We start from the raw sequence: 26,146 nt of genomic DNA on the forward strand, positions 1-26,146 counted from the left end.
ATGTATGCATTGCTTAAACTTACTAAAACTGTCTCGTATAGTCATTTAAGCAAGGTTATAAATGATGACCGGGTTACCTTGTTGTGATAATAATCGTCAACACCTTCCATTATCCAGTAATAGGTTCCTGTCGGTAGCGGTTGCCCGTTATGTTTACCGTCCCAGTAAAGGCCGGGGTCCATTGTTTGCATTACCTGTTTGCCATTACGGTTATAGATTCGCAAACTGCTAAAAGTGATGTAACCGCTTAGTGAAATATGAAAAGTATCATTTATCCCATCGTTATTAGGGCTAAAAAGGTTTGGAGCTGTGACCGAATAAGGCGGCGGCGGCAGGATAGTAACGGTTACCGGCTGAATGTTTTGGCAGCCCGACGCCGTTTCCGCTTTTATATAATAAATTCCGCTTGTTGTTACCGCGGTGTAATTGTTAAGTGGCATAGTAGCTATAGCATCCTGGTAATAGCTGTAGATTAAATCTTGTTTCGGTGTAAAATAAGTGGTTAGGTTTATGGTAGCCGGATACGTTACCGGTAGCGGGTTGGCAGTAACTAAAGCGGGCTGGTTAAAAGAAAGCTTAACGGGCAACAGGTTACTGCATCCACCGGCATTTGTAGCCCTTATATAATAAATACCCGCCCTGGTAATTTGAGCAGGCAACGGTAGTGGCTCAAAAGATTCGGTAAGGTATTGGAAGGTTAAACCAGGGCTGCTTCCTTGTGTTATTTCTGCCGCTGTTAGGTCTGCGGCGGAGCCCGGGCAGCCAACTAATTCTTGTTTAGCTACAAACTTAAACTCGCCGTTTATACCATTTAAAGTAGTATAAAGTATATCTGTACAGCCTAATCCGTTAAAAGGTGTTACTTTAACCGCTATGTTGGTATTAGTGGCCGGCAATGGTAATGTAAGTATTCGGCCTGTCCCTAAAGTACTAAGCATATCGGCACTGTACCAGGTGTAAGTGGCGAATCCCGGCGGGGCCGATAAGGTAATGCCCATTTGGTTATCGCAAAAGATATTGCCCGATACAGGTGCGCCTATATTTTCGCTGATATCGAAATAAGCATATCCAAAATGTTCGCCAAATGAACAATGATTAACAGTAAACTCAAGCCGTATCTTTTTATTATTTAAGCCGGTAAGGTTGATAGTGGCAGACGACCAGTCTTTATAAAAAACGCCGTCGCTGTTATATTTAAAACCCGGAAGGTCTGAGGATGAAATGAAATCAAACGACGGGCATTCCAGGTAATTGTTATCAGTTATATTGTAAATTTTTACAGTAAAACGCGGTTGCTGGGATGCATTGTGCCCTGGATTTACCAGTACTACTGCGTAATCAAATATAATACTGTTAGAACCCGATGGTGGAACGGTCATCGTATACGACATTTGCTGCACATCATTGCCTACGGCAGTATTGCCTAATTTGACACTGTATTTACTACCGTTTGGAGAAAACCTGGGGAAATCACCAAATTCATCTTTAATTTCCAAACCATCATTTTTTAATATAGTAAAGCTTCCGGGGATGGCATACGAGGGCCTCAGCGATACTGTGCCAAGGGTATCTATCTTTCCAATAGCAAACTCCCAGTTATCAAAATTCCCTTTTTCGAAATCTATGTTTACCTGGCCGAAAGATGGCAGCCCGGCAAATGTCAGCAGGATAAAAAGCAAAATAAATGAGCCAAATTTTTGGGCCATTAAAGCATTAGGTTAATATTAGCGAAGAATGGGGCGTTGATTGACGTAAATGTATTACAAATATTTAACAAAAACACCCCTTAGCGTTAACTAAGAGGTGTTTTGTGCGCCCACCTGGGCTCGAACCAGGGACCAAAAGATTATGAGTCTTCTACTCTAACCAACTGAGCTATAGGCGCTGAAAATAGTTCTTATTTTCGAGGTTGCAAATATGTGAAAATGTAGCCGGAAATACAAAAATCATTTCATTTTTTAGCGGTTCGGCATAACGGGCTGTTTTATAGATAATTTATTTTCTATTGCACCTTGCCGCCACCTCCAAACACTTAACATTAAAGTACCACAATGTTGTTTTACTGATAACCCTGGCTTAACACTCCCGTTAAGTACGGCCGGTACTTTTATAATGTTAAACATAAACAAATGGAAATGGGATATACATCACTTGATCTGGCAATGCTGCTGATAGCGGCACTGGTTATATGGGCGGCATCGCGTGTCCCGGTAAAAAGTACCGGCAATTCAAAAAAACTTTCAGCGCACCGTTTTAAACGCGGCGGAAGCCCAACGCATTCAGTATCATAAAATGTACGCAACCCAAAGCATTAAATTTAAGAAAGGAAGATTGTAATGAAAAAGATCAAAGTAGCGTTTTTCGCTGATATACTTATCGAAGATTTTGACGGCGCGGTGCGTACCATGTACCAGCTTTTATACCGTATTGATACCACCCGGTTCGATTATATGTTTATTTATGGCGAAGGACCCGAAAATGTATTGGGTTTCGAGAGTTTCCAGATCCCGGCGGTGTCTTTACCTGTAAACACAAATTACTCGATTGCATTGCCGGTATTGGTACAAAGCAAGCTTAATAAAAAACTGCAGGCATTTAACCCGGATGTGATCCACATAGCCACACCATCGTTTTTAGGGAGCTTTGGATTAGATTATGCCAGCCGCTGCGGCCTGCCGTCGCTAAGCATCTACCACACACACTTTATATCTTACGTTGATTATTACTTTAAGCACGCGCCTTTATTTATCAAAAGTATAAAGCAGCAGGTTACCAAAGGCCACAAGAGCTTTTATAACCGTTGCGATAAAGTTTACGTACCGTCTGACAGCATCAGGAACGAACTGGTAGACATGGGTATTTACCCCGATAATATGAAAATATGGAAGCGGGGTATAGATGCGGGACTATTCTCGCCGTATAAAAAGGACAGGGGATTGATACAGCGCCTGGTAGGTAATAAAAACCCTACAATTATATTTGCCAGCAGGCTGGTGTGGGAAAAGAACCTGGTAACACTTTTTAGCATTTATGATAAGCTGCAGGCACTACAAACGCCGGTAAACCTTTTGGTTGTTGGCGATGGTACCGCTCGACAGGCATGCGAGGTACGCATGCCAAACGCCATATTCACCAATAATATCGATCATCAGTATCTATCGGTATTATATGCTTCTGCCGATGTATTCCTGTTCCCATCCGTATCCGAAACTTATGGCAATGTGGTTATCGAGGCAATGGCATCGGGCTTGCCATGTGTTATTGCTGATGGCGGCGGCTCAAAAGATTTTATTGAGCAGGGTGTTAACGGTTATAAATGCAGCCCTTACAACGCCGATGAGTATATTGAAAAGATAGAACTGATATTAAATAACAAGGAGCTAAGCGCACAATTTGCTGCAAACGGCTTGCAATGCAGTAAAGATCTGAGCTGGGAGCAACTTGCGCAGGTTTACTTTAACGATATTAGTAACCTGGTGCTTAAGCCACAGCCACAATTGGTATCAGCCTAAATGTTTAAACCTTATAATAATGCAGAGCCTTCCGTACCGGAGGCTTTTTTTTGTTATGGATGTTTTTAATGCCCGCCTGTTTCATTATCTGTTTGCCCCGGTTTGTACTGAAAGCTCCATACCAGGTAAATTAACGCGGGGAGTATAAAAACGCTGCCTGTTAATAACGCCGCCCCCAGCATTTGAATAGCTTTTTCGGCACCCTGGTGTGCTATCAGCGAAAGGTGCCCGCCGTTCTTCAGGATAATAATATTGGGGTAATGCTTGTAAGTGGTAGTTATCAGTATCATGGTAACCTGGAAACCGGCCAGCACACGGATAATAAAACGTTTGCCTTTGGCAATCAAATACCAGAGCGCTATTAGCGATACGGTAGCCGCGCTAACCGCCACCACGCCAATGATACTGCCAAACACCCATTGCACCAGGGGGATATTCTCCTTTACGGAAGCGATAAAAACAACCGATCCGGCAGCCACAGCAGCCACATTCATCAGCCTTGCCTTGCGGATGAACCTTTTGCGTTCGGTATCATCCTGGGTTTCGCCGATAAGGTAAATGGCTGCCAAAAACCCACACAACGCAACCGTAAAAAAGCCAATAGCTACCGAGAACCAGTTGAGCCAGCTGTAGATATAAGCATCCATAAAATTGGTGGCCTGCGGGTCTACCCGGCCGGATACCGTGCTGCCCGCTATAATGCCCAAAAACAGCGGCGTTATAAAACTGGAATACACAAAGATCTTGTTATACACCTTCTGCATATTATCATGTACCGCATCGTAATTACGGAAGGTAAGGGCGGTGCCGCGGGCAATGATGCCCATCAGCATAATAATCAACGGGATATGCAGGTAGGTAGACATGGTGGCGTATATCACCGGGAAACCAACAAACAGTATTACAATAGCGATGATGAGCCACATGTGGTTAGCCTCCCAGATAGGGCCGATGGCGTTATACATGATACGCCGCGTACGCGATTTGTTTTTATCAGATGTGAACATCTCGATAATACCCGCCCCAAAATCGGCGCCGCCCATTACCAGGTACAGCAGCAATGCAACCCATAAAAATATAATTACGACGTATATCATGCGCTTACAGGTTTTGGGGTTTCCTTATCATAAATTACCGGTACCATTTTTATCTGCCGGTAAAGCAAAAATATCACCGCTATGCTCAGTGTAAAATACACCGCGGTAAACAGGTAGAAGGAGTAGGCTACACCCGGCATTGGGGTAACGGCATCGGCAGTGCGCATAACGCCCTGAATTATCCAGGGCTGGCGGCCAACTTCGGTAACTGTCCATCCAGCCTCTACAGCTATAAAACCGATAGGGGTGGCCCATATAAACAGTTTAAGGAACCAGCGCTTACCAAACCAGCTTCGCTTTTTCCAGATAGCGATAAGATACAATAGCCCCAGGGCCATCATCAGCATACCCAATGCTACCATCAGCTGAAAGGCATAATGCACAACCGCAACGGGCGGCTGGTCTTTTTCGGGGATCTTGTCAAGGCCGGTTACAGGCGTTTTAAAGTCATCATGCACCATAAAACTCAGCAGGCCGGGCAGCTCGATGGCGTAATCAACCTTTTTATTTTTTACATCGGGGATGCCGCCAATAATTAGCGGAGTGTAGGGTCTGGTTACAAAATGTGCTTCCATGGCGGCAAGCTTGGCCGGCTGCGTTTTAGCAACCATTTTGGCGGATATATCCCCGCTCAACGGCTGCAATATGGCGGCTACAACCCCAAATATGGCCGCTATTTTAAACGCCCTTAAGTGGAAGTTTACATTTTGCTTGCGCATAACCATCAGCGCATGAACACCCGCCACGGCAAAGCCGGTAGCCGCGAAAGCAGCTATCGACATATGCAGCGCCTGCGAAAACCAGGCGGGGTTAAACATAGCTTTTATAGGGTCGATGTTGATGTACTTACCGTTCACCACGTCGAAACCGGCAGGGGTGTTCATCCAGGCGTTGGCTGCTACCACCAGTATGCCCGATGCCAGGCCGCTGATACCTACCACCACACCCGTAAACCAGTGGAACCACCTGTTAAACCTGTTCCATCCGTAAAGGAAAAACCCAAGTGCGATGGCCTCGATAAAAAATGCGGTGCCCTCCAACGAAAATGGCATGCCAAATATAGGCCCGGCGTGCTTCATAAAGGTTGGCCAAAGCAGGCCAAGTTCGAAGGATAATACTGTGCCCGATACGGCACCCGTGGCGAAGAAGATGGCCACACCCTTGCTCCAGGCTTTGGTTACGTTCTGGTAAACCGGGTTGCCTGTACGCAGCCACATAAAATGCGATACCGCCATAAAGAACGGCATCACCATACCTATACAAGAAAATATAATGTGGAAGCCCAGGGACAATGCCATTTGCGACCGCGCGGCCATAAAATTATCCATAGTGCAAGTTTAAGTACTATACAAACGTTTTGGCATTCAAATAGCACATTTTTAGCAATTTAGAACGAATAATAATTAAATATTATTAATGGAGATTATTGACTTTTTGGAAATTATTAATTATGAATAAATTGTTGGTACAACTTCAAAATCCGTCCTTTTATCCCGGGCGATAGCGAAGAACCTGTTCCCGAACTTTGCTTATCTAACATGCATATCGGCGAATAGATGCTTCACTACGTTCAGCATGACAAGTTGCTTACAAATGCCTGTTCAGCTTTTGTACCAGCGCTGCCGAGGCATCATCTGATGAAATGCCGTAACCGTTCACCAGCACCCCTTTGGAGTTATCTTTGGTAGATGAGATGGCATAAAGTACCGCCTCGTCATCCGGGTTCGATTCGCCCTCGAAACGGAAAACGGCATCTATCTCAAAATCATCCGGCGATAATTCGGTGTTGGTTTGATGGCAGATAATGCAGTCCTTTTGGATGTTAAAATCAAGCGTGTAGCCTTCGGCTTTAAGGCCGTTTATCGTTTGGGAGAGTGTTCCGTAATCTGTTTTCATAGCAGGTAGGTTTTATACGAATTTAAGTATTTAACTTATAGTTTCGCAAGGGATAATACAGTAAACTGCTGTGTCAGTCTGTCCAAAGGACTCCTATGGAGAGCTTGTCGAAGACTTGTACGCCTCGCTAATGGTTCGACAGGCTCACCATGACATGCAATGAAGGGATTATCTCACCGCCTTAAAATCCCATTTGCCGCCTTCAACTTTAAACTTGATATGGGTATCGCCGCCATCGGTAAACGCGTTTGCTATGTTTAGATAATTACCGCGCTGCCACACCAGGTAACCGTTCAGCCAGATCTTTTTATAACCTTTATTGGGGATACCGACAATGCCTTTGCTGCCTGCCGGGACATTGGCGGTTAATGTAAATGTACCGGGCGTGTTTGCGAAAGCACTGCTTACCGTACCCGCTACCGATGCGATTTGTGCCGATGCCGATCTCACGGAACCCGGTCGGGGCATAATGTAAATAATCTTGTAACCCGCGTTGGCAGGTGCTATTCCGCACAAGTATTGCGACAATACAGTTAAGCCGCCACCGCTCCATGCATGATTTACCGTGCCGCCGCCGAAACCTTCTTTGCCAATGCCCCAACCTTCGAACAGTGTGGTAAAATTGGGGTTGTTCACCATCGGCCCGAAACGTTTTTTATGGCGGGCCAGCGCTTCATCAACATCGCCCATTTTAAACATGGCCTCAAACACATACTTTTCCATGTACGGGCTGGCGTGCTCTTCGGTTTGGAAGATCTTTAGTATCGCCGGGTATTTATCCGCATCGGCCAGCCCTGCCACTACGGCAAGCGCCTGTGCGCGGTCGTCTGTTTTATCTTTATAAGCCGGGTCGCGGTAAGCGGTGCCGTTCCAGAATTGCTTGTTGTAGGCTGCTTTAAACGTTTGCATCAGGGCTTCGTATTTAGCGGCATCATCTGTTTTGCCCAGGGCGATTGCGCTTTGGTGCATCCCTTTTATAGCAAGGTAATACCAGGAGTTGAACAGCACCAGCAGGTCGCGGTTATCACCCCAGTCACCCCATGTCCACCCCACTTTACGGAACACAATAGTGCCGTTATTGTTTATCTTCCAGCTATCCAGGTAGCGCTTTGCGCCGGGATATAGTTCGGCCAGGGTTTGTTTATCGCCGGTATGCAGGTAATAATTATACAGCCCATAAAAGCCAACGCTGGCGGCCACCTGGTCGGGAAGTTCTACATTCCAATTGCCGGCAGGCATGGGGGCAAAAAGGCTGCTATCCGGCCTTTGCCAGCCTATCAGTTCGTGCAGCCATTTTTTGGCAAGGGCATGGCTGGATGGTGACAGGGCGTAAAAAGCTTCGCCCGATTCGTTGGTGGCGTCGCCGGTCCATTGCGCCCGCTCGCGGTCGGGGCAATCCATATAGCCATCGCGCATGGTGATGTACAGGGTACGTTGGGATTTTTGCCAAAGCTTGTTAAAAAAAGGATCGGAACTGGTGAAGTTGCCTGCAATGCGGGTATCGTATCCTGTTTCGCGGTAGCAAAGTTTTATAACTTTTATCCCTTTGGGGATGATATAGTAAACCTTTTGCCCGTTGAGCCAGCCCAGGCTCTCGTATTGTTGTTTACCTGCTTTGGTAATGTATTCGGCGCGCAGGTTGGGTTCGCCGCCGTTGTTGAACAGGTAGTTATCGGTACAAATTATAATTTTATTGCCTGCGGATGCTTCCACTTCCAGGTAGGGGGTGATTTGAGCATTGTATGGCAATTGCCCAATAAGGGTATCGGCAGTGGCCGATGACGAGGTTTTAAGATTTACATATTCCTTCAAGCCGTAATCCTTCCAGAGCGGGATGGGGCGCAGCACCAGTTTATTCCAGGGCGAAGAGCCTGCTTTGCCTTTTTCATCGGCGTTGCCCATCGCTTTACCGTTATACGCGGGGCTTTGCCAGTCGCCTGTTTCCAGCCGGGCATCGTACATAATGTTTGATTCGGGCAGGCGATAATTTGGTTTTGGGTCGCCGGCGGTTTGGTAAGCTTTGAGCTGGGTGCATTTCCAGGTTTTATCGCTTAAAATAGATAGGTCTTTGGACTGGCAATCGAAAAGTAACCCTGCTTCACCGCTGCTTTTATGCGAAAAACCTTGTTTGCCAAAATACCAAAGTAAAACCGCTATGGTATTTTGCCCCGTTTTTAAATAAGGTGCAATATTTACGGCATCGTAATAGGTATCGTTCGGGTTTGGCCCGCGTTTTAGGCCGCCTTCAAAAACCACCATTTTGCCGTTGATATATAGCCAATATTTGCTATCGGCAGCAATTTTAGCAATGGCACGCGCCGGAATATGTGTTATACTGATCTGCTTACGATAAGCAAGCCAGGTATTTGCCGCGGTATCGGGGCCGGCTGCGGTGCCTATCCAATGCGCTTTCCAGTTTGGGTTGATTTTTTTTTTGCGCGAGGGCGAAACAGGGAATAACAAGGCAAAGGATGATGAGGATTTTTTTCATTTAAGGCCGGATGATAATTCAGCTAAAATACATGGTTTTCGAATAAACCGGGTAAATATGATCAATTAACAGCACGTAGGTGTGCTGTAGTTATTGCCTACTCAAACCCTTCATTAGCATTATCTACAAGTTTTTGCAATGTGGGTTCATCTAAAATAATAATGCTTTTGCCGTTTACCGCTATCATGTTTTCCTGTATAAAATCCTGCGTTACCTTAAACCAGGTTTCGTATGATACCGCAGCATAGCTCGACAGGTCCTGGCGGGTTAGCCCGATATTTATGGCTCCGCTGTTATCTGTGCCAAAAAGGTGTTTAAGATTAAGCATGGCAAGGGCGATACGCTCCTTTACCGGCATATGCACCAGGTTACGCATCCGCTTTTCTGATTTTTGCAGCTCATCGGCAAAAAACTTCATTAAAGCGTAGGTAAACTTATGGTTTACATTCAGGGTGGATTCAAAAAAGGAAAGATCGATATAACAAAGGGTTGTTGTTTCTAAAGCTGTGGTGGCTACCGGGTAAACCGGGTTATTGCCAAGACCCATGTGGCCCAGTATATCGCCCGATTTTGCAAAACGGATAATAAGCTCTTTATCGTTGTTCCAGCGTTTATGTACCTTAACCTTGCCTGTATAAACAAAATAAACGCCCTTAACAGGGTCGCCTTCCTTAAAAATGCTCTCGCCCTTTTTTACCTGGAAATTTGTTTTATGAGCGCCAATGGCGGGTATCCAATCCTTAACACTATAGGTACACAAGAAGCAATTATTTAAATTGCATACATTTTTAGTTTCCTTCATTTATTACAAAATGTTGCGGCCGCAATATCAGTAAAAGAACGTGATTATTTAGCCCAAAAGGTTAGCCCACGGTATTATGCTGATCTTTTGCCGATAGCAGGTTGTTGAGCGATAGCGGGCCCGAACCAATTAACGCGAAAATAATAAGCAGCGCACAGGCAAAAATTGACAGCCATAAGTCGGTATTAGGTTCGGAGCGGAATATATTGATGATAAACAATGCCGATATAACTATAGGTAATTGTAAAACAGATGATAAGCGGGTAAGCAGCCCCAGGGCTATCAATATACCGCCCGTCATGTGTACAAAGATCACATAATACATTACAGCCTTTAAAAAAAACGACGAAAGGTTTATTAAATGCTGGTCTTCAATTATCCGCTGCAAGTAGCTCATATTCTGCATAAAAGTGAGGCCTTTTAAAAACAGGAATATGCCTAATACGATGCGCAGTATATCAAGAATAGCGGGGTGGTGTTTATCGCCCCAGTTTTCTACTTTGTGAATTACATTCATAGCCTGCAAAGTTTATGTGACAGATAATTATAGTTAACGGTTTTAACCCGGTGCTTTAAATTTACTGCAATAGGTTGGTAATAATCTTAAAAATTATTAAAATGTTGTATTAACAATGTTTTAGATTATAAATTTACTTATATATTTGTAAATATATTGTTAAAACAATAAAATAACAAATTGTTTTAATGATTGTCCGCAGCGTTTTATTGTAAAACCAATCAGCGGTGTATGCATTGTACATTAATTTATGAAAAAAAGTAATCTTAAGAACGGTATCCCCATTTCTCCACTATTAACCCAGCTTGATAACGATACAGACCCGGTAAGTAAATCAACCTTTTTAAAAGCACGGCTTTTGCGCATTTGTGTTTATGCAGTAGCTGTGGCGGCTGCCATAAGTTGTGTTGCCAAAGTGCTCGTCGCGCTTATTAATATGGTAACCAATATCTCTTTTTACGGCGACCTGAGTTTTGCATTTCGCAGCCCGGCCGGCAATCACTGGGGGCTATGGGTAATACTGGTGCCGGCCATTGGCGGTATTATAGTAGGGTTTATGGCTTTATATGGCTCAAAGGCCATCCGTGGCCATGGTATACCCGAGGCTATGGAGCAGATACTTGTTAACGAGAGCAACATTAAACCATCCATCACCTTTTTAAAACCCATATCATCGGCTATTGCCATAGGTACTGGAGGGCCTTTTGGCGCCGAAGGGCCTATTATAGCAACCGGTGGCGCACTGGGTTCAACGCTTGGCCAACTGTTTGAGGTTACCGCCAACGAACGTAAAATTATCCTGGCGGCCGGTGCAACGGCGGGTATGTCGGCAATATTTGGTACCCCGATAGCCGCTGTGTTTTTGGCTATCGAACTTTTATTGTTCGAGTTTTCGCCAAAATCCATATTGCCGGTAGCGCTGGCTTGCATAACAGGTGCGGCCGGGCACCATTTATTGTTCGAGTCAGGCCCGGTATTTCCAATGCCGGATATGGCTATCCCATCAAACCTGGCGCTGGGTATTTACAGCTTTATGGGGCTGTTGGTAGGCCTGCTATCATTAGGCATCACCAAAATTGTTTATTTTATTGAGGATGTTTTTGAAGAGCTGCCCATCCACTGGATGTGGTGGCCGGCCATAGGCGGACTGGCGGTAGGGGTAGTGGGCTATTTTTCGCCGCATACCCTGGGTGTAGGTTATGATAACATTACCGGGATATTATCGGGTACCTGGCCTTTAACGCTTATCATCAGCCTGTGCCTTTTTAAATTTTTATCGTGGGCCATTGCTTTGGGCAGCGGTACATCGGGCGGTACACTGGCACCGTTATTAACCATAGGGGGGGCATCAGGTGCAATTATTGGTTATGTGATATTAATGTACTTCCCCAATTCGGGTATAACCCTGCCAATGGCGGCCTTAATTGGCATGTCGGCCATGTTTGCGGGGGCATCAAGGGCGTTTATTACCAGTATAGTATTCGCGCTGGAAGCAACCATGCAATCGCATGCGCTGCTGCCCTTATTAGGGGCTTGTACAGCCGCGTATATTGTATCTTTCTTTTTGATGGAGAACACCATCATGACCGAAAAAATTGCCCGTCGCGGTATCTCTACGCCCGATTCGTTTGAGCCGGATATCCTGCAAAAAATGTACGTATCGGAAGTTATAGACGACGACGCTATTGTACTGAGCGCAGATAATACGGTAAGCGAGGTAAAAGGCTGGCTAAGCAAGCATAAGGTTGAAAACAACTATTTTATTTTGGTAGATAACCAGAATAATTATGGCGGTACCTTAAAAATTACCGACCTGTATAACGCTGATGCAGACGAGGCCGCAAGCTTGAGCGAACTGGTAAAAGCAGGCCCTGCCATTATGATAAAAAGTACCGACACCCTGCACCGCGCTGTTGAGAACATGTCTAAAACAGATGTAGAGGTACTACCTATATTATCGGGTGCGGGCGATGGCAAGGTGATAGGGGTGTTATCATACAAGGATATCATCAAGGCATATCAAACCAATATCCGTAAAAACGAGAACCTGCACACTAAGATCTCGCTTAGGCGCCAGCGCATGAAAATAGTTATCCGCGGTAAAAAGCTTATCAATTTAAATAACGAGGATAGTAAGGCGTAACAGGTTTAGTGATTGGATGGGGCATTTACCGTTTTGTTAAGTATTCGGAACAAGGGATTTAAGCCACACACAAATGTAATTCTATAAAAAAAGCCGCCCTCCGATAGATCGAAGGAGCGGCTTCACTCATCACTCATCCCTGCTCTTATATAAGTTTAAAATACCCTCCCGTTGGGAGGGATCCGATAGCTATCGGATCGCACAGGCCCGCTGCCTTTTGTCTCTTATTTCCAGCCGCCGCCTAATGAGCGGTAAAGGTTGGATACGGCGCTGAGCTGCGCACGTTTGATGGAAGCCAGTTCCAGTTCGCCTTGCAATACATTACCCTGTGCGGTTATCACTTCAAGATAAGTTGCCATACCATTCCTGAACAACATGTTGGCGTTGCCGGTTGCCTGCTGAAGAGTAGTAACTCTTTGGACAGCAATGGTTTGCTGTGTTTTTAATTTTTCGATAGATACCAAAGCATCCGACACCTCGCCAACTGCATTCAACACCGACTGGCGGAATTGCAGCACAGTTTTCTCGCGATCTATCTTGGCAACTTCGTATTGGGTCCTTAACCGTTTTTTGTTGAACAGAGGCTGGGTTAAACCACCTGCAACGGTGCCAAATAACGATGCCGGGATGTTGAACCAATTGCTCGATTTAAAGCTGTTTACACCACCTTGCGCCGTAATGGTTAACGACGGGTACATATTTGCTTTGGCAATGCCTACCTGCGCGTTAGAGATGTTCAGGGCCAGTTCGGCGCTCTTAACATCGGGCCTGCGGCTAACGATTGCTGATGGTAAACCTGATGGCAGGTTATCTGCTACTTGCAGGTTGCTCAGGGTGTTGCTGCGTTCTATCCTGTCGGGCAGGGCACCGGTAAGGATGCGCAGGGCGTTTTCCTGTATGGTGATGTTCTGCTCGAACTGTGGTACCAACTGTGCTGCTGCCTGGCGTTGTGCTTCGGCTTGTTGCACGGCTAATGAAGTTACCTGCCCGGCATCAAACTGTAAACGGATGATGCGCAGGGTGCTGTCGTTCAGTTTCACGTTCTTTTGGGCGATGGTCAGCTGTTCGTCCAGCATCAGCAGGTTATAATAACCTTGCGATACACCTGCAACGATGTTTGTCTGGATAGCTTTTTTAGCCTCGGTTGTTTGCAGGTAAGCAGCCAAAGCGGCTTTGCTTTGGTTGCGGATCTTACCCCAGATATCAGCTTCCCATGATAGACCAAGATTGGCTGAATAATCTTCGATGTGTTTTGTGCCTACACCAAAGGTGCTTAAGCTTAGGCCATTCAGGCTGTTGTCGCTTGGGCGGCTGGTGCTCGCGGTAACGTTCAGGTTCACGGTAGGGGTATAGTTCCATTTAACCTGTTTGAACAATAGCTCTGACGACTGGATGTTCTTTACGGCTATCTGCATATCATAATTGTTAGCGATGGCGCTATCGATCAGCGTTTGCAGGGTAGGGTCAGTGAAGAAGTTTTTCCACTGGATATCGGCAATACTTGTAGAATCTGCGGTGGCAGCATTCCTGAATGCCACGGGCAATGCAGGTTTTGGCGTTTCAATATCTTTTGAAACCTTACATGCGCTTAATGCCAGTAACAGCATAAAGGCGAATGTATTGATGTATCTTTTCATTGTTTTATGTTTTGGCCTTTCCTAATAAGGATTGGATGTTTTAGCCTCACCCCAACCCCTCTCCGAAGGAGAGGGACTTTGAGGATTGGATGTTTTCTTATTTATTTTAGCCTCACCCTGCCCTCTCCAAAGGAGAGGGTTCAAAGCGTTTTTAAAGCCCCTCTCCTTTGGAAAGGGGTTGGGGAGAGGCCCCTTAATGTGCTTCTGCTATTTCAACTGCTTGTGCATCCGGATTATAATTTTTATCCAGGTGCCTTGAAAGCGGTACGCCGGTAATTTTTTCCTGCAGACGCTGGAAGATCACGAACAACACCGGGATGATCAGCAAACCTAAAATTACACCGGAAACCATACCGCCGGCGGCACCGATACTGATAGAGTGGTTACCCTGTGCAGACGGACCGGTCGCGATACTCATCGGGAACAAACCGAATACGAAGGCAAGGGACGTCATCACAATAGGACGGATCCTCAACCTTGCGGCTTCGATGGCCGAGTTAACCAGGCTCATGCCCGTTTTGCGTTTTTGTACCGCGAACTCTACGATAAGGATGGCGTTTTTGGCCAGCAAACCGATGAGCATAATAAGCGCTACCTGTACGTAGATGTTGTTTTCGATACCGGTTAAATCAAGCACCGCGAACACACCAAACAGACCGGTTGGGATAGAAAGGATAACCGCCAATGGCAGGATATAACTTTCGTATTGTGCCGATAACAGGAAGTACACAAACACCAGACACAACAGGAACACCACGGTTGATTGCCCGCCTGATGCGATCTCTTCACGGGTTTGGCCCGAGAACTCGTAGGCGTAGCCTTGCGGCAATTCTTCCCTGGCTGTTTCCCTGATGGCTTCGATAGCATCACCCGAGCTGTAGCCCGGTTTAGGTATCGCGTTCACCTCGATAGAGTTGAACAGGTTATAACGAGAGGCCGTTTCTGAACCATACACACGGGTTAATTTTACCAGCGTATTGATAGGCACAGTTTCACCGGCTTTGTTTTTCACGAACACACGGTCGATAGTTGTAGGGTCGGTACGGTCGGCAATATCAGCTTGTACAACCACGCGGTAATATTTGCCGAAGCGGTTAAAGTCGGACGCCTGGGCGGTACCAAAGTAGGCCTGCATGGTAGATAGGATATCTTTAACATTTACACCAAGCTGGTTTGCCTTTTCGTCGTCAATTTCTAATTGTAATTGCGGGTAATCAGCTTTGTATGATGTAAAGGCATAGGCAACCGCAGGTTTCTGCATCAGCTTAGCAATGAAGTTATTGGCAACACCGCTAAACTTATCCAGTTTGCCGTTGGTTTTATCCTGCAGCATCACATCCAGCGCTTCCACGTTGCTAAAGCCCGGCACGGTTGGGAAACTGAACACAAAGAATGTCCCGCCCGGTACAGCGCCTAATTTGCCACGTACAATATTCTGAATGTCATCGATATTTTTGACATCGCCACGCTCATCGGTAGGTTTCAACAACAGGAAGATAACACCTGCAGACGGACTACTTGATTGTGTCAGAAAGTTGAAACCCGATAACGCGGTTACGAACCTTGCAGATGGTAAAGATTTCAACTGGTCTTCGGCTTGTTTGAAGATCTTGTTGGTACCTGCTAACGATGTACCCGATGGGGTAGATACTGCGATAGCCACAAAACCCTGATCCTCTGTCGGGATAAAGCCTGTTTTTGTTCTGCCTACCATAAATACAGTGGCAACTATTACCAACCCAAGGCCGGCCATGCTTATCCATTTGTTTTTGATAAGGATTTTTAGCCCGCCAACGTACCTGTTGGTAATAAAGTTGAAACTACCATTAAAGCCCGCGTAGAATTTTTGTACAAAACCCTGTTTAGGGGCATTGTGGCCTTCACCTGTGTGTTTGTTCTTTAAGAACAATGCGGCAAGCGCCGGGCTTAAGGTTAACGCGTTTATAGCCGAGATGATAATGGCTATAGCCATAGTTAACGCGAACTGTTTGTAGAAGATACCTGCAGAACCGCTCATGAAACTTACCGGCAAAAACACCGCGGCCATAACCAATGTAATGGATATAATGGCGCCGGTTATTTCGTGCATGGCTTCGCTGGTAGCCTTTTTAGGGCTTAGGCTTGGGTCGTGCTCCATTTTGGCGTGCACGGCCTCGACCACCACAATAGCATCATCCACCACGATACCGATGGCGAGTACGAGTGCGAACAGCGTTAACAAGTTGATAGAGAACCCGAACAGTTGCATGAAGAAGAACGTACCGATAATAGCCACCGGAACAGCTATGGCCGGGATCAATGTCGACCTGAAATCCTGTAAGAAGATGAACACCACGATAAACACCAATATAAAGGCCTCTATCAAGGTATGCTCAACTTGTTTGATGGATTCGTCCAAATCTGTTTTGGTACGATAGAACTGGTTGTATTTGATACCGGCGGGGAAATCTTTCGATACTTTTTCCATTAGCTTATCGATCTCTATCTGGATCTCGTTAGCGTTTGAACCCGATAACTGGATAATACCGATGATTACACCATCTTTACCATTCAGGTTACTATAGCTGTTGTAGGAATATGCACCCAATTCAACACGTGCCACATCTTTAAGGTGCAGTACAGATCCATCTGCATTGGCACGGATGGCAATGTTCTGGTATTCCTCGGGTTTGGTAAGCTTGCCTTTGTATTTAATTACGTACTCGAATGATTGGTCGCTGCGCTCACCAAAGCGGCCGGGGGCTGCTTCAACGTTTTTATCTTGTATGGCGGCCATTACCTCGGCAGGGGTAATTTTGTAAGTAGCCATTTGTGCAGGGTTTAACCAAACACGCATGCTGTAATCCTTAACACCGCCAAATACCTGTGCCGAACCTACACCCGGGATCCGTTTTATCTCGGGTACGATGTTGATCTGCGCGTAGTTGGCAACAAATGTCGCGTCGTATTTTTTGGGATCGTCGGTATAAATGGCCATCGCGCCAATAAAGCTGTTTTGCTGTTTGGTGGTGGTAATACCGTATTGCACAACCTCGGCAGGTAGCTGGCTGGTAGCCTGCGACACGCGGTTTTGCACGTTCACTGCTGCCTGGTCGGGGTTGGTGCCTTGTTTAAAGTAAACGGTAATACCTAACGAACCATCGTTACTTGCGGTAGAGGTCATGTAGGTCATGCCTTCTACACCGTTTATGGCTTCTTCCAGTGATGGTGTTACCGAACGTAAAATAGTTTCGGCATTTGCGCCCGGGTAAACAGCGGTTACCAACACGGCCGGAGGGGCAATATTAGGGAAACGCTCTAAGGGCAGTTTGGTTAGGCCAAGTATCCCTACTATCACCAATAGTATGGAGATAACGGTTGATAATACCGGCCTTTCTATGAATTTTTTAAACATGATTTCTGTGATTTGTGATGGAAAAACAAGACATAAGAGTCAAGAGCCAAGACGAAATTGTCGCCTTCGGTACTTACTTATATCTTGGTTCTTGATTCTTTGTTCTTGTGTCTTAAAATTAGTTTTTAGCTACAACGGCTGCTTTTTCAGCTGATTTTTGCGGGGCTATAACCATACCTTCCTGTAATTTGTCGATACCGCTTAGTACGATCTGGTCGCCGGCTTTAACGCCATCTTTAACCAGGTAGTTTTCGCCGTTGGTACCTTCAATAGTGATAGGTAATTTCTTAACCTTGTTGCTATCTGCCAAGGCAAATACAAAGATCTTGTCCTGCATTTCGATGGTAGCCGATTGCGGTACGATCAACGTATTAGGGTGAGGCAGGCTCAAACGAACTTTACCCGTATTACCCGAGCGTAACAAGCCTTGCGGGTTAGCAAAGGTTGCCCTTACGGTAATGGCACCGGTAGTTTTATCAAACTGGCCGTCAATCACATCAATCTTACCTGATTTGGCGTATTCGCTACCGTCAGCTAATAATAAGGCTACCGATGGCAGGTTCTTCAGCTTATCTTTTAGAGTAGCACCTGCGTACTGGTCTTTAAAGTTCACAAAATCCTTCTCGCCAAGGGCAAAGTAAACATGCACATTATGCACATCAGATAATTGTGTTAAAGCGTCGACATCCTGTGGAGTTACCAGGCTTCCCTGTTTTTTTATAAGTCGACCGATGTAACCGCTAACAGGTGCTTTTATCAAGGTGTAACCCAGGTTGATCCTGGCTGTTGCTACGTTAGCCTTTGCCGATTCGATATTCGCCTTTGCTACCTGAAAGGTTGCTTTGGCTGTTTTTAACTGGTAGTCTGATACTACTTTGTTGGCAACAAGCGGGGTTAATTTATCGATCTCTATCTGGGCGTTGCCTTGTGCTGCTTCTGCCGCGTGTAAACTTGCCAACGCGTTGTTTAATGCCGCGCGGAATGGCTGCTCGTTTATTTTAAAGATCGGTGAGCCGGCGGTTACAAACGCGCCTTCGTCAACAAATACTTTATCTAATGAGCCGCTTACCTGCGGGCGCACTTCTACATTCACGGTACCCTCTATAGATGCAGGGTATTCCTGGTAAGTTGTTTGATTACCACTTTCTACCGATGCTACCGGTAATGCAGGTGGGGGCGGGGCTTGTGGCGCTTGCTGCTTTGGCCCGCAACTGAATATAGAAATGGCGATTATCGCCGCTAAGATAATTTTCATGATAATTAATTTTGATGGTGAGTTAATAGGAGTGAGAGCAGCCCTAAGGCTGTTGATATATATTGTGTCGGTTGTTTTCGTTGTATTATACATGCTTGTAAGTATTGTTGTATTCGATATAATATGTTATGTTTTTAGTGTGGATATCACCGTGCTAACGCCAACAATAAAAAGATGTTAACGTTGGTAGACTATTTAACACTGTTAAATGTTTGAGGGAATGAGTGGTTATCGTTTTCATAAGCTGTGAGTTTAATGTGAATGAACTGTGGTTAACATTGTTAAATTATTTAACAATGTTTAAACATGATTAAAAAAATTAAGGGGTTATCGACTTGATAATGCCGGTGATAGCATCCCTTAACACCTGCCTGTTTATTTTGTCAGAGTCGCCGCGGTCAAGTAAATTGATAGAAACCAACCCGTGCACTACCGACCAAAAAGTATAGTACTTGGTACAAATAACCTCCGATTCCATGTCCGGGATATTCATCAATTCGCCGATAGAACCGGTAATGATATCCCATGGTAATTCGGCCTCGGGTAATTCGTTTACCATTTTGCAGGCACAGCTGGTTGTTATCCCAAACATGCCCTGGTATAACTCTTTATTCGCAAAAGCGAAGTTCCAGTAGGCAAGCCACATTTCTTCCAGTTGGTCGGCCGGCGAGGTGTGTTTGTCTTTAGCTTCCTGTAACTGCCTTGCAAGCTTTAAATAACCCTGGCGGTTAAGTTCTAATAATATCGCTTCCTTGTTGGCGAAGTACTCGTATATAATAGGAGCTGTATATTCAATAACATCTGCTATTTTACGCATACTCAGGGCCTGCCATCCTTCTGCCTTAACAATTTGTAAAGCGGCATCCAGGATGTTTACCCTGGTTTCCTCTTTCAATCGTAATATCCTATCCTTGCTGGCCATTTTATTTATCCCTATTAGATTATTTAACAGTGTTAAGCAAATGTACAACGGTAAATTACAAACCGTTTCATCCTAATGTCATTTGCCTGGTAAAAGCTTAATTATTTGTTGATTTTTCGCTCAGGCAGTTATTCTCTTCATGAAACTTTACCAGTTTCAGCATCACTTCAATAGCTATCTCGTAGTTTTTGGTACCTGCTACCTTTTTATATTGGGTTTCCAGGTCCATTACCTGGCTCTTTAGGTTGTAATAGAATGCCTCGCCCTCGGTGGTGAAATAAAGCATTACCACGCGTGCATCGTCAGGGCTTTTTTCACTGCGCACCATATTAATGGCTTCCAGTTCCTTTACCATTTTACTGGTAGCCTGTTTGCTCACGTTCATTTTAGCAGCCAGTTCGTTGTTGGATATGCCGGTTTTGCCAATACTCATAAACAGTGGCAGGTGCGCGCTGTTAAATCCCGGCTGGTCTATACGGCAAAGCTTTTTGCCCATCCACTCATCCAAAAGGCGCTTAAGCAGATACACCAGCTTAGGGGCAACCTTTTTGGTTTCTTCGGTCATTACACAAGTTTCTGCCATGATAGTTTATATGTTAACAATAAAATGTCAACCCGGTTTACGAATATATATAATTAAAAGTCAAATTTTACAAAGAACCTGATACCATACTCGGGCGCGCCGGGGTGGTCCAGGTAAGTAAAGCGCCTAACAAAGTCTACACGTAATAGCTTAAATATGTTACCCACGCCTATGCTGCCTTCCACATATGGTGTGCTGCCTAAGGCATAAGTACCCGCGCCGCCCGCATTTAAACTGCCGGGGAACTGTAGCAACGAGTTATTATTCTGCGGGTTATTCTCGCTGCGTACGCCGCCCCATAAGCCTTTAAAGTCGATGATCTCGCGTAGTTTCAGTTTCTTTAACAACGGGATGCGGTTAAACAAAAAGCCGTTAAAGTTATGGTCGATAGCGATGCTGGCGTAATGGTCGCTCACAAACTCCTGGAAGTTCATCAAGTTGTATGATTGCAACTGGAAGGCATAGGTTTGGTTGGCGTGGTGGATATCCAGTAATGGGAAAGGCACACTGCCAAACAGGTAACCGCCTTCGGTAGTTACGTCGGTAAAGCCCAGCTGCGACAGGTAAAAACGTTTGCTGATGTTACCTACAACATTCTGGTAGTTATAATCGCCGCCAAATAGGCCTTTAACACCCTGGGTATAGTTCAGGGTAAAAATAGGGTACTTATCAGGTATAGGGGTGCGGTACAATTTTCCCTGGTAAAATTTTTCGTGCGGTGCCCAGCGGATCTGCGCCGATAGCTCGGTAGTTTGGATAAGGTTAACGTTATTAATGACACCATTAGGCAACAGGCTTTGATAAAGCAATGCACCTGCAGGTGTTTGGTCCCATTTTTTGAATCCTAACGAGTACGACAGGTGGTTGGTAAACTCGTGCACATAATCAAACCTTAAGATATCGTTATACAACCAGATATCGTTGGCACCACGTTTAAACGATAACAGGAAGTTACTTTCCTGTACAAACTGTAATTCCTGGCCCGGTATTTTGGTATCGTGCTGGAAACTTGCGCGGATATAGTTTTGCGGGAACGAATAGATAGATTTGTTGTTAAGCGAGTATGTACTGCTTAAAAAGTATTTAAATTTCTCGTCCTTAGCACCATAAGCACCATAAGTTTCAAAATAATAACGCTTGCTTAATTGTGGAGTAGTACGGCCGCCTAAACGTACGCGGAAACCTTCCACAGGGTTAAAGCTGTAAAAGGTGTTGGCCGGGCCAACCTCAAACGCGCCGTAATTTTTATAACCGGCCAATACCAGCGTGGCAATATCCATAGTTTTCTTAAACGATGGGATGGTTTGCAGGCTATCGATGTTTTTATAGATGCTTGCCGATGCCGCGTCCAGTGTATCGGGGCGGGTCATTTGCCAGTAGGTATCGTCCTTATCCTCGGCGTTCAGGGCAATTACCTGCGAGTCGCCTTTGTAGGTATCATCGGTACGGGCGTTGTTTATTACAAAGTTGTTGATGGTAACCAAACGCTCGCCATATACACCGCCACCTTTATTTTTGTTGATCCCAAACTCAATTTTCAAATCGCTTTGGCTAAGGTGGTAACGGCCGTCGTTGTTTTTCTCGAACGACAGGGCAGCCTGCATCTGGCGCACAAAATTAAGGTTGATGTTTTTGTTAACAGTAAGCAGCGCGTTCTGAACGGCGTAGTTGCCATCCATAGTGATGTATATTTTACCTTCAAACAAAAGGTTATTGGTGTTACGCGGGGTAAAGCTCAACTCGATAAGGTTTGGCTGTACATCTTTAAGCGTATCGGTAATAAAGAATTTATAAAACTCAGGCGAGCTGTTTGATATCGGGCTCAGTAACTGGTTACTTAATAACGACACGTTGTTATCATAGATATTGATATCCTGGTACATGCGGTTAAAGTAAGCGGTAAGGCCCTGGTTATCTACAAAATTCTCGTCGTATTTTACCTGTTTGTTGGCGGTAATGATCTGCTTTTTGGCATAAGGCGCCTTACGGAAGTAATTATCAGATGTTTTTTCTTCCTGGTACATGGGCAGCAGGGTTTTGCCACCGATAGCGGTCGAATCCTGCTCGCGGAACAAAAACTGGTAATTTTTAAAGATGCGTTTGTTGCGGAATTTATCACTCAGGTTACTCAACGAAAAATTCATGCGCTCGTATTGTTTATACTCGGCATAATTATAATTTTCTACCTGGTTCTGGGCCTTGTGGGCAATAACCTGGCGGATCAGTTCGACAGCTGGGTTGTTCTTGTTGGTATATTTTTTCTTTTTACCGGATCTTACCACCACCTCGTTTAACGAGTGGTTATCTTCTGTTAAGGCGATGTTGATGGTTTGGTCCTGCCCGGTGGTGATGTTACGCACAGCGGTTCTGTAACCAACAAAAGATACTTTTATCTGGGTAACGGTATTATCGGTAGTGGATATAGCATAGCGGCCCTGGCCGTTGGTGCCCGAACCTTGTGTGGTACCGGCAAATGTTACCGTTACGTACGACATGGGCTGCTTTGTTTTGGCATCGGTAACAACACCACGCACCACAGTTTGGGCGTGCAGGGCTGCTGCTGATGATAACAGTACCAAAAGCAGCACCGCGGTTTTATTAAGTATTTGAGTAAAAAGTGTTTTCATTTTATGTGATATTAGATAGAGGTAGGGTTGATGTTTTGTTGTTTGACAGCTTTAACAGTAAGTTTACGGAGCGCTTTCACCGTAGATGTTGCGTAACTGCGAACGGTAAGCGTTAAAAACTCCATGTTAATATCGGTACCCAGAAAATTCTGCTTAAATCCTTCGCCTAAAACATTGATAATGTACTCGCCGGCAGACAGGGCATGTTTAGGCTGCACATCTGCGGTTAATGTGGAAACTGTTTTTTGAGGAAGAACTGTATGATCGGTATTTCTCTTGAAAAGAGAGCTGATGTTTGGCTGATGTAAGGTTAACGTTTTCATTGTAGTGATAATAACACTACAAATGTAAACCAAGTTGACTAATATCGTCAACCAAATTTACTATTTAACTTTTTTATGACAAAAGTCAGACGGAAATATATGGCCATGACAAAGCACGGCGTTTGCATATCTATTTATAGCTAAAACTGTAAGAAAATAATATAGTGTAAAAGCTACACCTAAGTTTGTATTTATTCTGCAAAAAAGGGATTTAACTTACTTGTCAGATCCTGAAATTTAATGAAATGTATGGATACCATCCTTCTTCGGAGTGCCCTGCCAAAACCTGCAGAATAGTTAACCCGGCAGGCGAAAAATACAGCCCGCCGCCAACGCCCTGGTGCCATTTATCAGATTTTTCTTCATCGGCCCAAACCCGGCCGGCATCGTAAAACCCGCTCAGCCCCAGTTGGCCCGGGATAATGTAGCTGGCAATATTGAAGAGTTTGACCCTTCCCTGCAGATTGTTATATATCATGTGCTTACCCGCGAAACGGTACTGCAAATAGCCCAGTAAATTGCCCTGACCGCCCAAAAACATCGACTGGTAAAAGGCGGGTTTGCCCAAACTGATACCCCCGCCAATGCGGTCTGATAGCACAACGGAACCATTGCCGGTTAGCTTTTGGTAAAAGGTAAACTCCGGCCGTATTTGCATAAAGTCCTTTGAAAAATTATTCAGCCCTTTGTAGCCTTGCAGGCCGATGTTGATGTAATAACCCCCGGTAGGTAATACTCCTCCTATACGGTTATTGCTGTTAAAATTAACGGCAAAGCCTAAGTGGGCTTTATCCTTGTTAACAGTAAGGCTATCGTACGAGCCAATGAGCGAGCTGTTACTGATCAACCTGCCGACATTATCGCTTACATCCATACGGTAATACTGGAACGATGGGCCCACGCTGATGGTGCTGTTGGTATCGGTATGCCAGCGCAACGCCGGGTCAACCTGGTAGGTATCAAATCGGGTACGGTAATACCTGCGGTAGTTGGGCTGTAGCTTATTTAGAGGTGTACCGTTACCTACACCAAAAAAGTTTACGGTATTATCAGGGGCCTGCGCGGCTATTTGCAGGGTAAAATCTGCCTTGCCAATGGCTTCTATCCACTCGCCGTTATATTTAATGCGGAAGGCCTCGGTAGCGAAGGCATGCGTAAGCATAAGCTGCTGCGAACTGGTGTAAGGCAGCTTACGGAAACCATCATTTTTGGTGTATTTAAAACCCAGCCCAAGCAGAAATCCATCATCGGCATTTATGGCCGCGGTTGCCAGTGGCATGAGTATGTTATAAGGGTTGGTACGCACAAAGTGGGTGTTGGATGTATCTGCCGAAATATGCCTGCACAGCCTGTTGGTCAAACCTTCAAATTTAGCTTTCGGCGTATCATAAACGCGCACTCTATTGGCCGACTGCACCACATTGTAAATCTTATTCCCATCCGATCCTATCAGCCTTAAATTGATAGGAGAACTGGTGTTATTCAAGGTAACCTGGTCGTCGCCGGCAGATGTGTACAGCCTTATCTCTTTGGTATACCGGGGGCTATATATAACATCCATTATCACATCCTTTACCTCGCCCTCTTTATTGATCTTGTTCACCAATATGTGCAGGCTGCTATCGGGCATGCCGGTAATAACCACCTTTTCATTTTTATCACTCAGACGGATATCTGCAAAACGGTAAATAAAACGGTAGTATTTATCCATAGTCGCCGGGATAGCGGCGCGGCGTGCCTTCAGTTTGGCCAATAAAACATCGTGCCCTATTTTATAGGTATCGCCGGGCAGCCGGCGCAGACCTGCTTCCAGCACGGCATCGGTTTCGGCTGCTATAAATTCATTTGCAATACGCATCCATTGTTCGTGCGTCATTTGCGCATTGGGGTAGGGGTTTATAAAACGGGTTTTGTAGATGCCGTATTTATAATTTGGTTTAGCGGTAAAATCGCCCAGCGCGGGGTTGATATACGGTAAGGCAGCGATATCGGGGAACAAACCTTCTTCGAGGTGAAATACCTGATCGCGATCTCGGGGTACGCCAACATAGGCCTTGCCCTTGTCTTTTTTGGTTTCGGCCCAGCGCCATTGGTCTTCGTGGCGGTCCCAATCGCCCAAAAGCAGGTCGAGCATTCGCGCGCGTAAAAAACCTTCGCCATCAAAACTGTTATCATTATCCTTCACCAGGTTCTCTATCATTTTAATAGAGTTGTCTGATTCGCCTATCGGCTCGCGTTCTTCCAACAGGCAAACCAGGTTGGCAAACACTTTTCGGTATTCGCCCAGGGCTTCATCATCTGCAACAACGCCAATAACGGGGTTGGCATGCGGCACACGCGCGGCATCGGCCAGCGGCGGTACTATTAGTGCCGAAAAGGGGTGTTGCCCGCTCAGCGCATCGTCCAGCCAATCCACCGCGAAGGTTTCGCGCAAGGCGGGGGGCAAAAGCTTATCGGGTGTTTTTTCAACACTGCGGATCACCCATTCCTTACCACTTTTATCCTTAAGACGTAATGATTTCGACTGCATGCCGCCGCCTTCTTTTTCGGGCGTAAGGCCGCCATAAATTTCGGATATGCGGATGACCGGCAGCTTAACCGCCGTTGCCCATTCCTTACGGTAATTGTTGCCAAAAAACCAGCGGTGTACGCCCCCAACACTATCATATTTGGGATGCACTTTTACTACCACGCTATCGTGGAAGATGGCCTTTTGAACAGGTGATTGTGCATATGTACCCAACACTGCCACCGGCAGTATCAGGATTGTGATAAGTAGTTTTTTAAGCATCGGATATTAATTTAAGCCCTTTTTGGTGTTGTCACCAGCAAGCTGCCATACATTCAAACTTTGTCCAATAACCGTCGTAACGGCGCGAAATACGAATAACTTCGGCCTGTGCGATTCCCTCCCAACGGAAGGGTGTAGGGAGGGGTTTATACGCCA

Annotated in this window: 18 protein-coding genes and 1 tRNA gene; 3 read left to right on the top strand and 16 right to left on the bottom strand. The window is 45.4% G+C overall.

What is annotated here, in order from left to right; genetic code table 11:
- Positions 1–41 precede the first annotated feature (41 nt).
- Positions 42–1,706: a gliding motility-associated C-terminal domain-containing protein gene (locus EWM62_RS05575; protein WP_129875671.1), complete on the bottom strand. Its 1,665-nt coding sequence runs from the start codon at positions 1,704–1,706 to the stop codon at positions 42–44.
- 105 nt (positions 1,707–1,811) lie between these two features.
- A tRNA-Ile gene (locus EWM62_RS05580) sits at positions 1,812–1,885 on the bottom strand.
- A gap of 250 nt (positions 1,886–2,135) precedes the next feature.
- Here EWM62_RS05580 and EWM62_RS19250 point away from each other — a divergent pair.
- On the top strand, positions 2,136–2,291 hold the full coding sequence (locus EWM62_RS19250) for a hypothetical protein (protein ID WP_162499788.1): 156 nt from the start codon (positions 2,136–2,138) through the stop codon (positions 2,289–2,291).
- 45 nt (positions 2,292–2,336) lie between these two features.
- The gene (locus EWM62_RS05585) at positions 2,337–3,512 is read left to right on the top strand and encodes a glycosyltransferase family 4 protein (protein ID WP_129875672.1); all 1,176 of its coding nucleotides are present in this window, start codon (positions 2,337–2,339) and stop codon (positions 3,510–3,512) included.
- A gap of 65 nt (positions 3,513–3,577) precedes the next feature.
- Here the strand turns inward: EWM62_RS05585 and EWM62_RS05590 are convergent, their stop codons facing one another.
- From EWM62_RS05590 to EWM62_RS05615, 6 genes are all read right to left on the bottom strand, one after another.
- Positions 3,578–4,609: a cytochrome d ubiquinol oxidase subunit II gene (locus tag EWM62_RS05590; protein ID WP_129875673.1), complete on the bottom strand. Its 1,032-nt coding sequence runs from the start codon at positions 4,607–4,609 to the stop codon at positions 3,578–3,580.
- Positions 4,606–5,937 (bottom strand): cytochrome ubiquinol oxidase subunit I, encoded by a 1,332-nt coding sequence (locus tag EWM62_RS05595; protein WP_129875674.1) that lies wholly within the window; start codon positions 5,935–5,937, stop codon positions 4,606–4,608. The genes EWM62_RS05590 and EWM62_RS05595 overlap by 4 nt, the downstream gene beginning before the upstream one ends.
- 259 nt (positions 5,938–6,196) lie before the next feature.
- On the bottom strand, positions 6,197–6,505 hold the full coding sequence (locus EWM62_RS05600; protein ID WP_129875675.1) for a phosphoribosylpyrophosphate synthetase: 309 nt from the start codon (positions 6,503–6,505) through the stop codon (positions 6,197–6,199).
- Between the two features lie 168 nt (positions 6,506–6,673).
- Positions 6,674–8,968, bottom strand: coding sequence for an alpha-L-rhamnosidase-related protein (locus EWM62_RS05605; RefSeq protein WP_129875676.1), 2,295 nt, complete (start codon positions 8,966–8,968; stop codon positions 6,674–6,676).
- A gap of 125 nt (positions 8,969–9,093) precedes the next feature.
- Positions 9,094–9,798: a Crp/Fnr family transcriptional regulator gene (locus EWM62_RS05610; RefSeq protein ID WP_129875677.1), complete on the bottom strand. Its 705-nt coding sequence runs from the start codon at positions 9,796–9,798 to the stop codon at positions 9,094–9,096.
- A 61-nt stretch (positions 9,799–9,859) separates the two neighbouring features.
- Positions 9,860–10,315, bottom strand: a complete 456-nt coding sequence (locus EWM62_RS05615) for a DoxX family protein (RefSeq protein ID WP_129875678.1) — start codon at positions 10,313–10,315, stop codon at positions 9,860–9,862.
- 250 nt (positions 10,316–10,565) lie between these two features.
- On the opposite strand from EWM62_RS05615, the gene EWM62_RS05620 reads away from it, so the two are divergent.
- Complete coding sequence (locus EWM62_RS05620; protein ID WP_129875679.1) at positions 10,566–12,458, top strand: chloride channel protein; 1,893 nt, start codon at positions 10,566–10,568, stop codon at positions 12,456–12,458.
- A gap of 224 nt (positions 12,459–12,682) precedes the next feature.
- Here the strand turns inward: EWM62_RS05620 and EWM62_RS05625 are convergent, their stop codons facing one another.
- The 8 genes from EWM62_RS05625 to EWM62_RS05660 all read right to left on the bottom strand — a co-directional run bounded on the left by EWM62_RS05625 (position 12,683) and on the right by EWM62_RS05660 (position 25,990).
- A complete protein-coding gene (locus EWM62_RS05625; RefSeq protein WP_129875680.1) occupies positions 12,683–14,095 on the bottom strand; it encodes a TolC family protein in 1,413 nt (470 codons plus the stop codon).
- 193 nt (positions 14,096–14,288) lie between these two features.
- Complete coding sequence (locus tag EWM62_RS05630; protein ID WP_129875681.1) at positions 14,289–17,489, bottom strand: efflux RND transporter permease subunit; 3,201 nt, start codon at positions 17,487–17,489, stop codon at positions 14,289–14,291.
- Positions 17,490–17,607: 118 nt separating this feature from the next.
- On the bottom strand, positions 17,608–18,744 hold the full coding sequence (locus EWM62_RS05635; protein WP_129875682.1) for an efflux RND transporter periplasmic adaptor subunit: 1,137 nt from the start codon (positions 18,742–18,744) through the stop codon (positions 17,608–17,610).
- Between the two features lie 319 nt (positions 18,745–19,063).
- On the bottom strand, positions 19,064–19,666 hold the full coding sequence (locus EWM62_RS05640) for a TetR/AcrR family transcriptional regulator (RefSeq protein WP_129875683.1): 603 nt from the start codon (positions 19,664–19,666) through the stop codon (positions 19,064–19,066).
- A gap of 97 nt (positions 19,667–19,763) precedes the next feature.
- Entirely contained in the window at positions 19,764–20,249 is a 486-nt protein-coding gene (locus EWM62_RS05645; protein WP_129875684.1) for a MarR family winged helix-turn-helix transcriptional regulator, read from the bottom strand.
- A 53-nt stretch (positions 20,250–20,302) separates the two neighbouring features.
- The gene (locus EWM62_RS05650) at positions 20,303–22,876 is read right to left on the bottom strand and encodes a DUF5686 and carboxypeptidase-like regulatory domain-containing protein (protein WP_129875685.1); all 2,574 of its coding nucleotides are present in this window, start codon (positions 22,874–22,876) and stop codon (positions 20,303–20,305) included.
- Between the two features lie 11 nt (positions 22,877–22,887).
- Entirely contained in the window at positions 22,888–23,199 is a 312-nt protein-coding gene (locus EWM62_RS05655; protein ID WP_129875686.1) for a hypothetical protein, read from the bottom strand.
- 223 nt (positions 23,200–23,422) lie between these two features.
- Positions 23,423–25,990, bottom strand: a complete 2,568-nt coding sequence (locus EWM62_RS05660) for a BamA/TamA family outer membrane protein (protein WP_129875687.1) — start codon at positions 25,988–25,990, stop codon at positions 23,423–23,425.
- Positions 25,991–26,146: the final 156 nt, after the last annotated feature.

The sequence above is a fragment of the Mucilaginibacter terrigena genome (assembly GCF_004168255.1).
Taxonomy (GTDB): domain Bacteria; phylum Bacteroidota; class Bacteroidia; order Sphingobacteriales; family Sphingobacteriaceae; genus Mucilaginibacter; species Mucilaginibacter terrigena.

What these genes read in the sequence shown, in the direction of transcription:
- EWM62_RS05575 (WP_129875671.1), bottom strand. Translation starts at nt 1,706, where the DNA reads ATGGCCCAAAAATTTGGCTCATTTATTTTGCTTTTTATCCTGCTGACA.
- EWM62_RS19250 (WP_162499788.1), top strand. Translation starts at nt 2,136, where the DNA reads ATGGGATATACATCACTTGATCTGGCAATGCTGCTGATAGCGGCACTG.
- EWM62_RS05585 (WP_129875672.1), top strand. Translation starts at nt 2,337, where the DNA reads ATGAAAAAGATCAAAGTAGCGTTTTTCGCTGATATACTTATCGAAGAT.
- EWM62_RS05590 (WP_129875673.1), bottom strand. Translation starts at nt 4,609, where the DNA reads ATGATATACGTCGTAATTATATTTTTATGGGTTGCATTGCTGCTGTAC.
- EWM62_RS05595 (WP_129875674.1), bottom strand. Translation starts at nt 5,937, where the DNA reads ATGGATAATTTTATGGCCGCGCGGTCGCAAATGGCATTGTCCCTGGGC.
- EWM62_RS05600 (WP_129875675.1), bottom strand. Translation starts at nt 6,505, where the DNA reads ATGAAAACAGATTACGGAACACTCTCCCAAACGATAAACGGCCTTAAA.
- EWM62_RS05610 (WP_129875677.1), bottom strand. Translation starts at nt 9,798, where the DNA reads ATGAAGGAAACTAAAAATGTATGCAATTTAAATAATTGCTTCTTGTGT.
- EWM62_RS05615 (WP_129875678.1), bottom strand. Translation starts at nt 10,315, where the DNA reads ATGAATGTAATTCACAAAGTAGAAAACTGGGGCGATAAACACCACCCC.
- EWM62_RS05620 (WP_129875679.1), top strand. Translation starts at nt 10,566, where the DNA reads ATGAAAAAAAGTAATCTTAAGAACGGTATCCCCATTTCTCCACTATTA.
- EWM62_RS05625 (WP_129875680.1), bottom strand. Translation starts at nt 14,095, where the DNA reads ATGAAAAGATACATCAATACATTCGCCTTTATGCTGTTACTGGCATTA.
- EWM62_RS05630 (WP_129875681.1), bottom strand. Translation starts at nt 17,489, where the DNA reads ATGTTTAAAAAATTCATAGAAAGGCCGGTATTATCAACCGTTATCTCC.
- EWM62_RS05635 (WP_129875682.1), bottom strand. Translation starts at nt 18,744, where the DNA reads ATGAAAATTATCTTAGCGGCGATAATCGCCATTTCTATATTCAGTTGC.
- EWM62_RS05640 (WP_129875683.1), bottom strand. Translation starts at nt 19,666, where the DNA reads ATGGCCAGCAAGGATAGGATATTACGATTGAAAGAGGAAACCAGGGTA.
- EWM62_RS05645 (WP_129875684.1), bottom strand. Translation starts at nt 20,249, where the DNA reads ATGGCAGAAACTTGTGTAATGACCGAAGAAACCAAAAAGGTTGCCCCT.
- EWM62_RS05650 (WP_129875685.1), bottom strand. Translation starts at nt 22,876, where the DNA reads ATGAAAACACTTTTTACTCAAATACTTAATAAAACCGCGGTGCTGCTT.
- EWM62_RS05655 (WP_129875686.1), bottom strand. Translation starts at nt 23,199, where the DNA reads ATGAAAACGTTAACCTTACATCAGCCAAACATCAGCTCTCTTTTCAAG.
- EWM62_RS05660 (WP_129875687.1), bottom strand. Translation starts at nt 25,990, where the DNA reads ATGCTTAAAAAACTACTTATCACAATCCTGATACTGCCGGTGGCAGTG.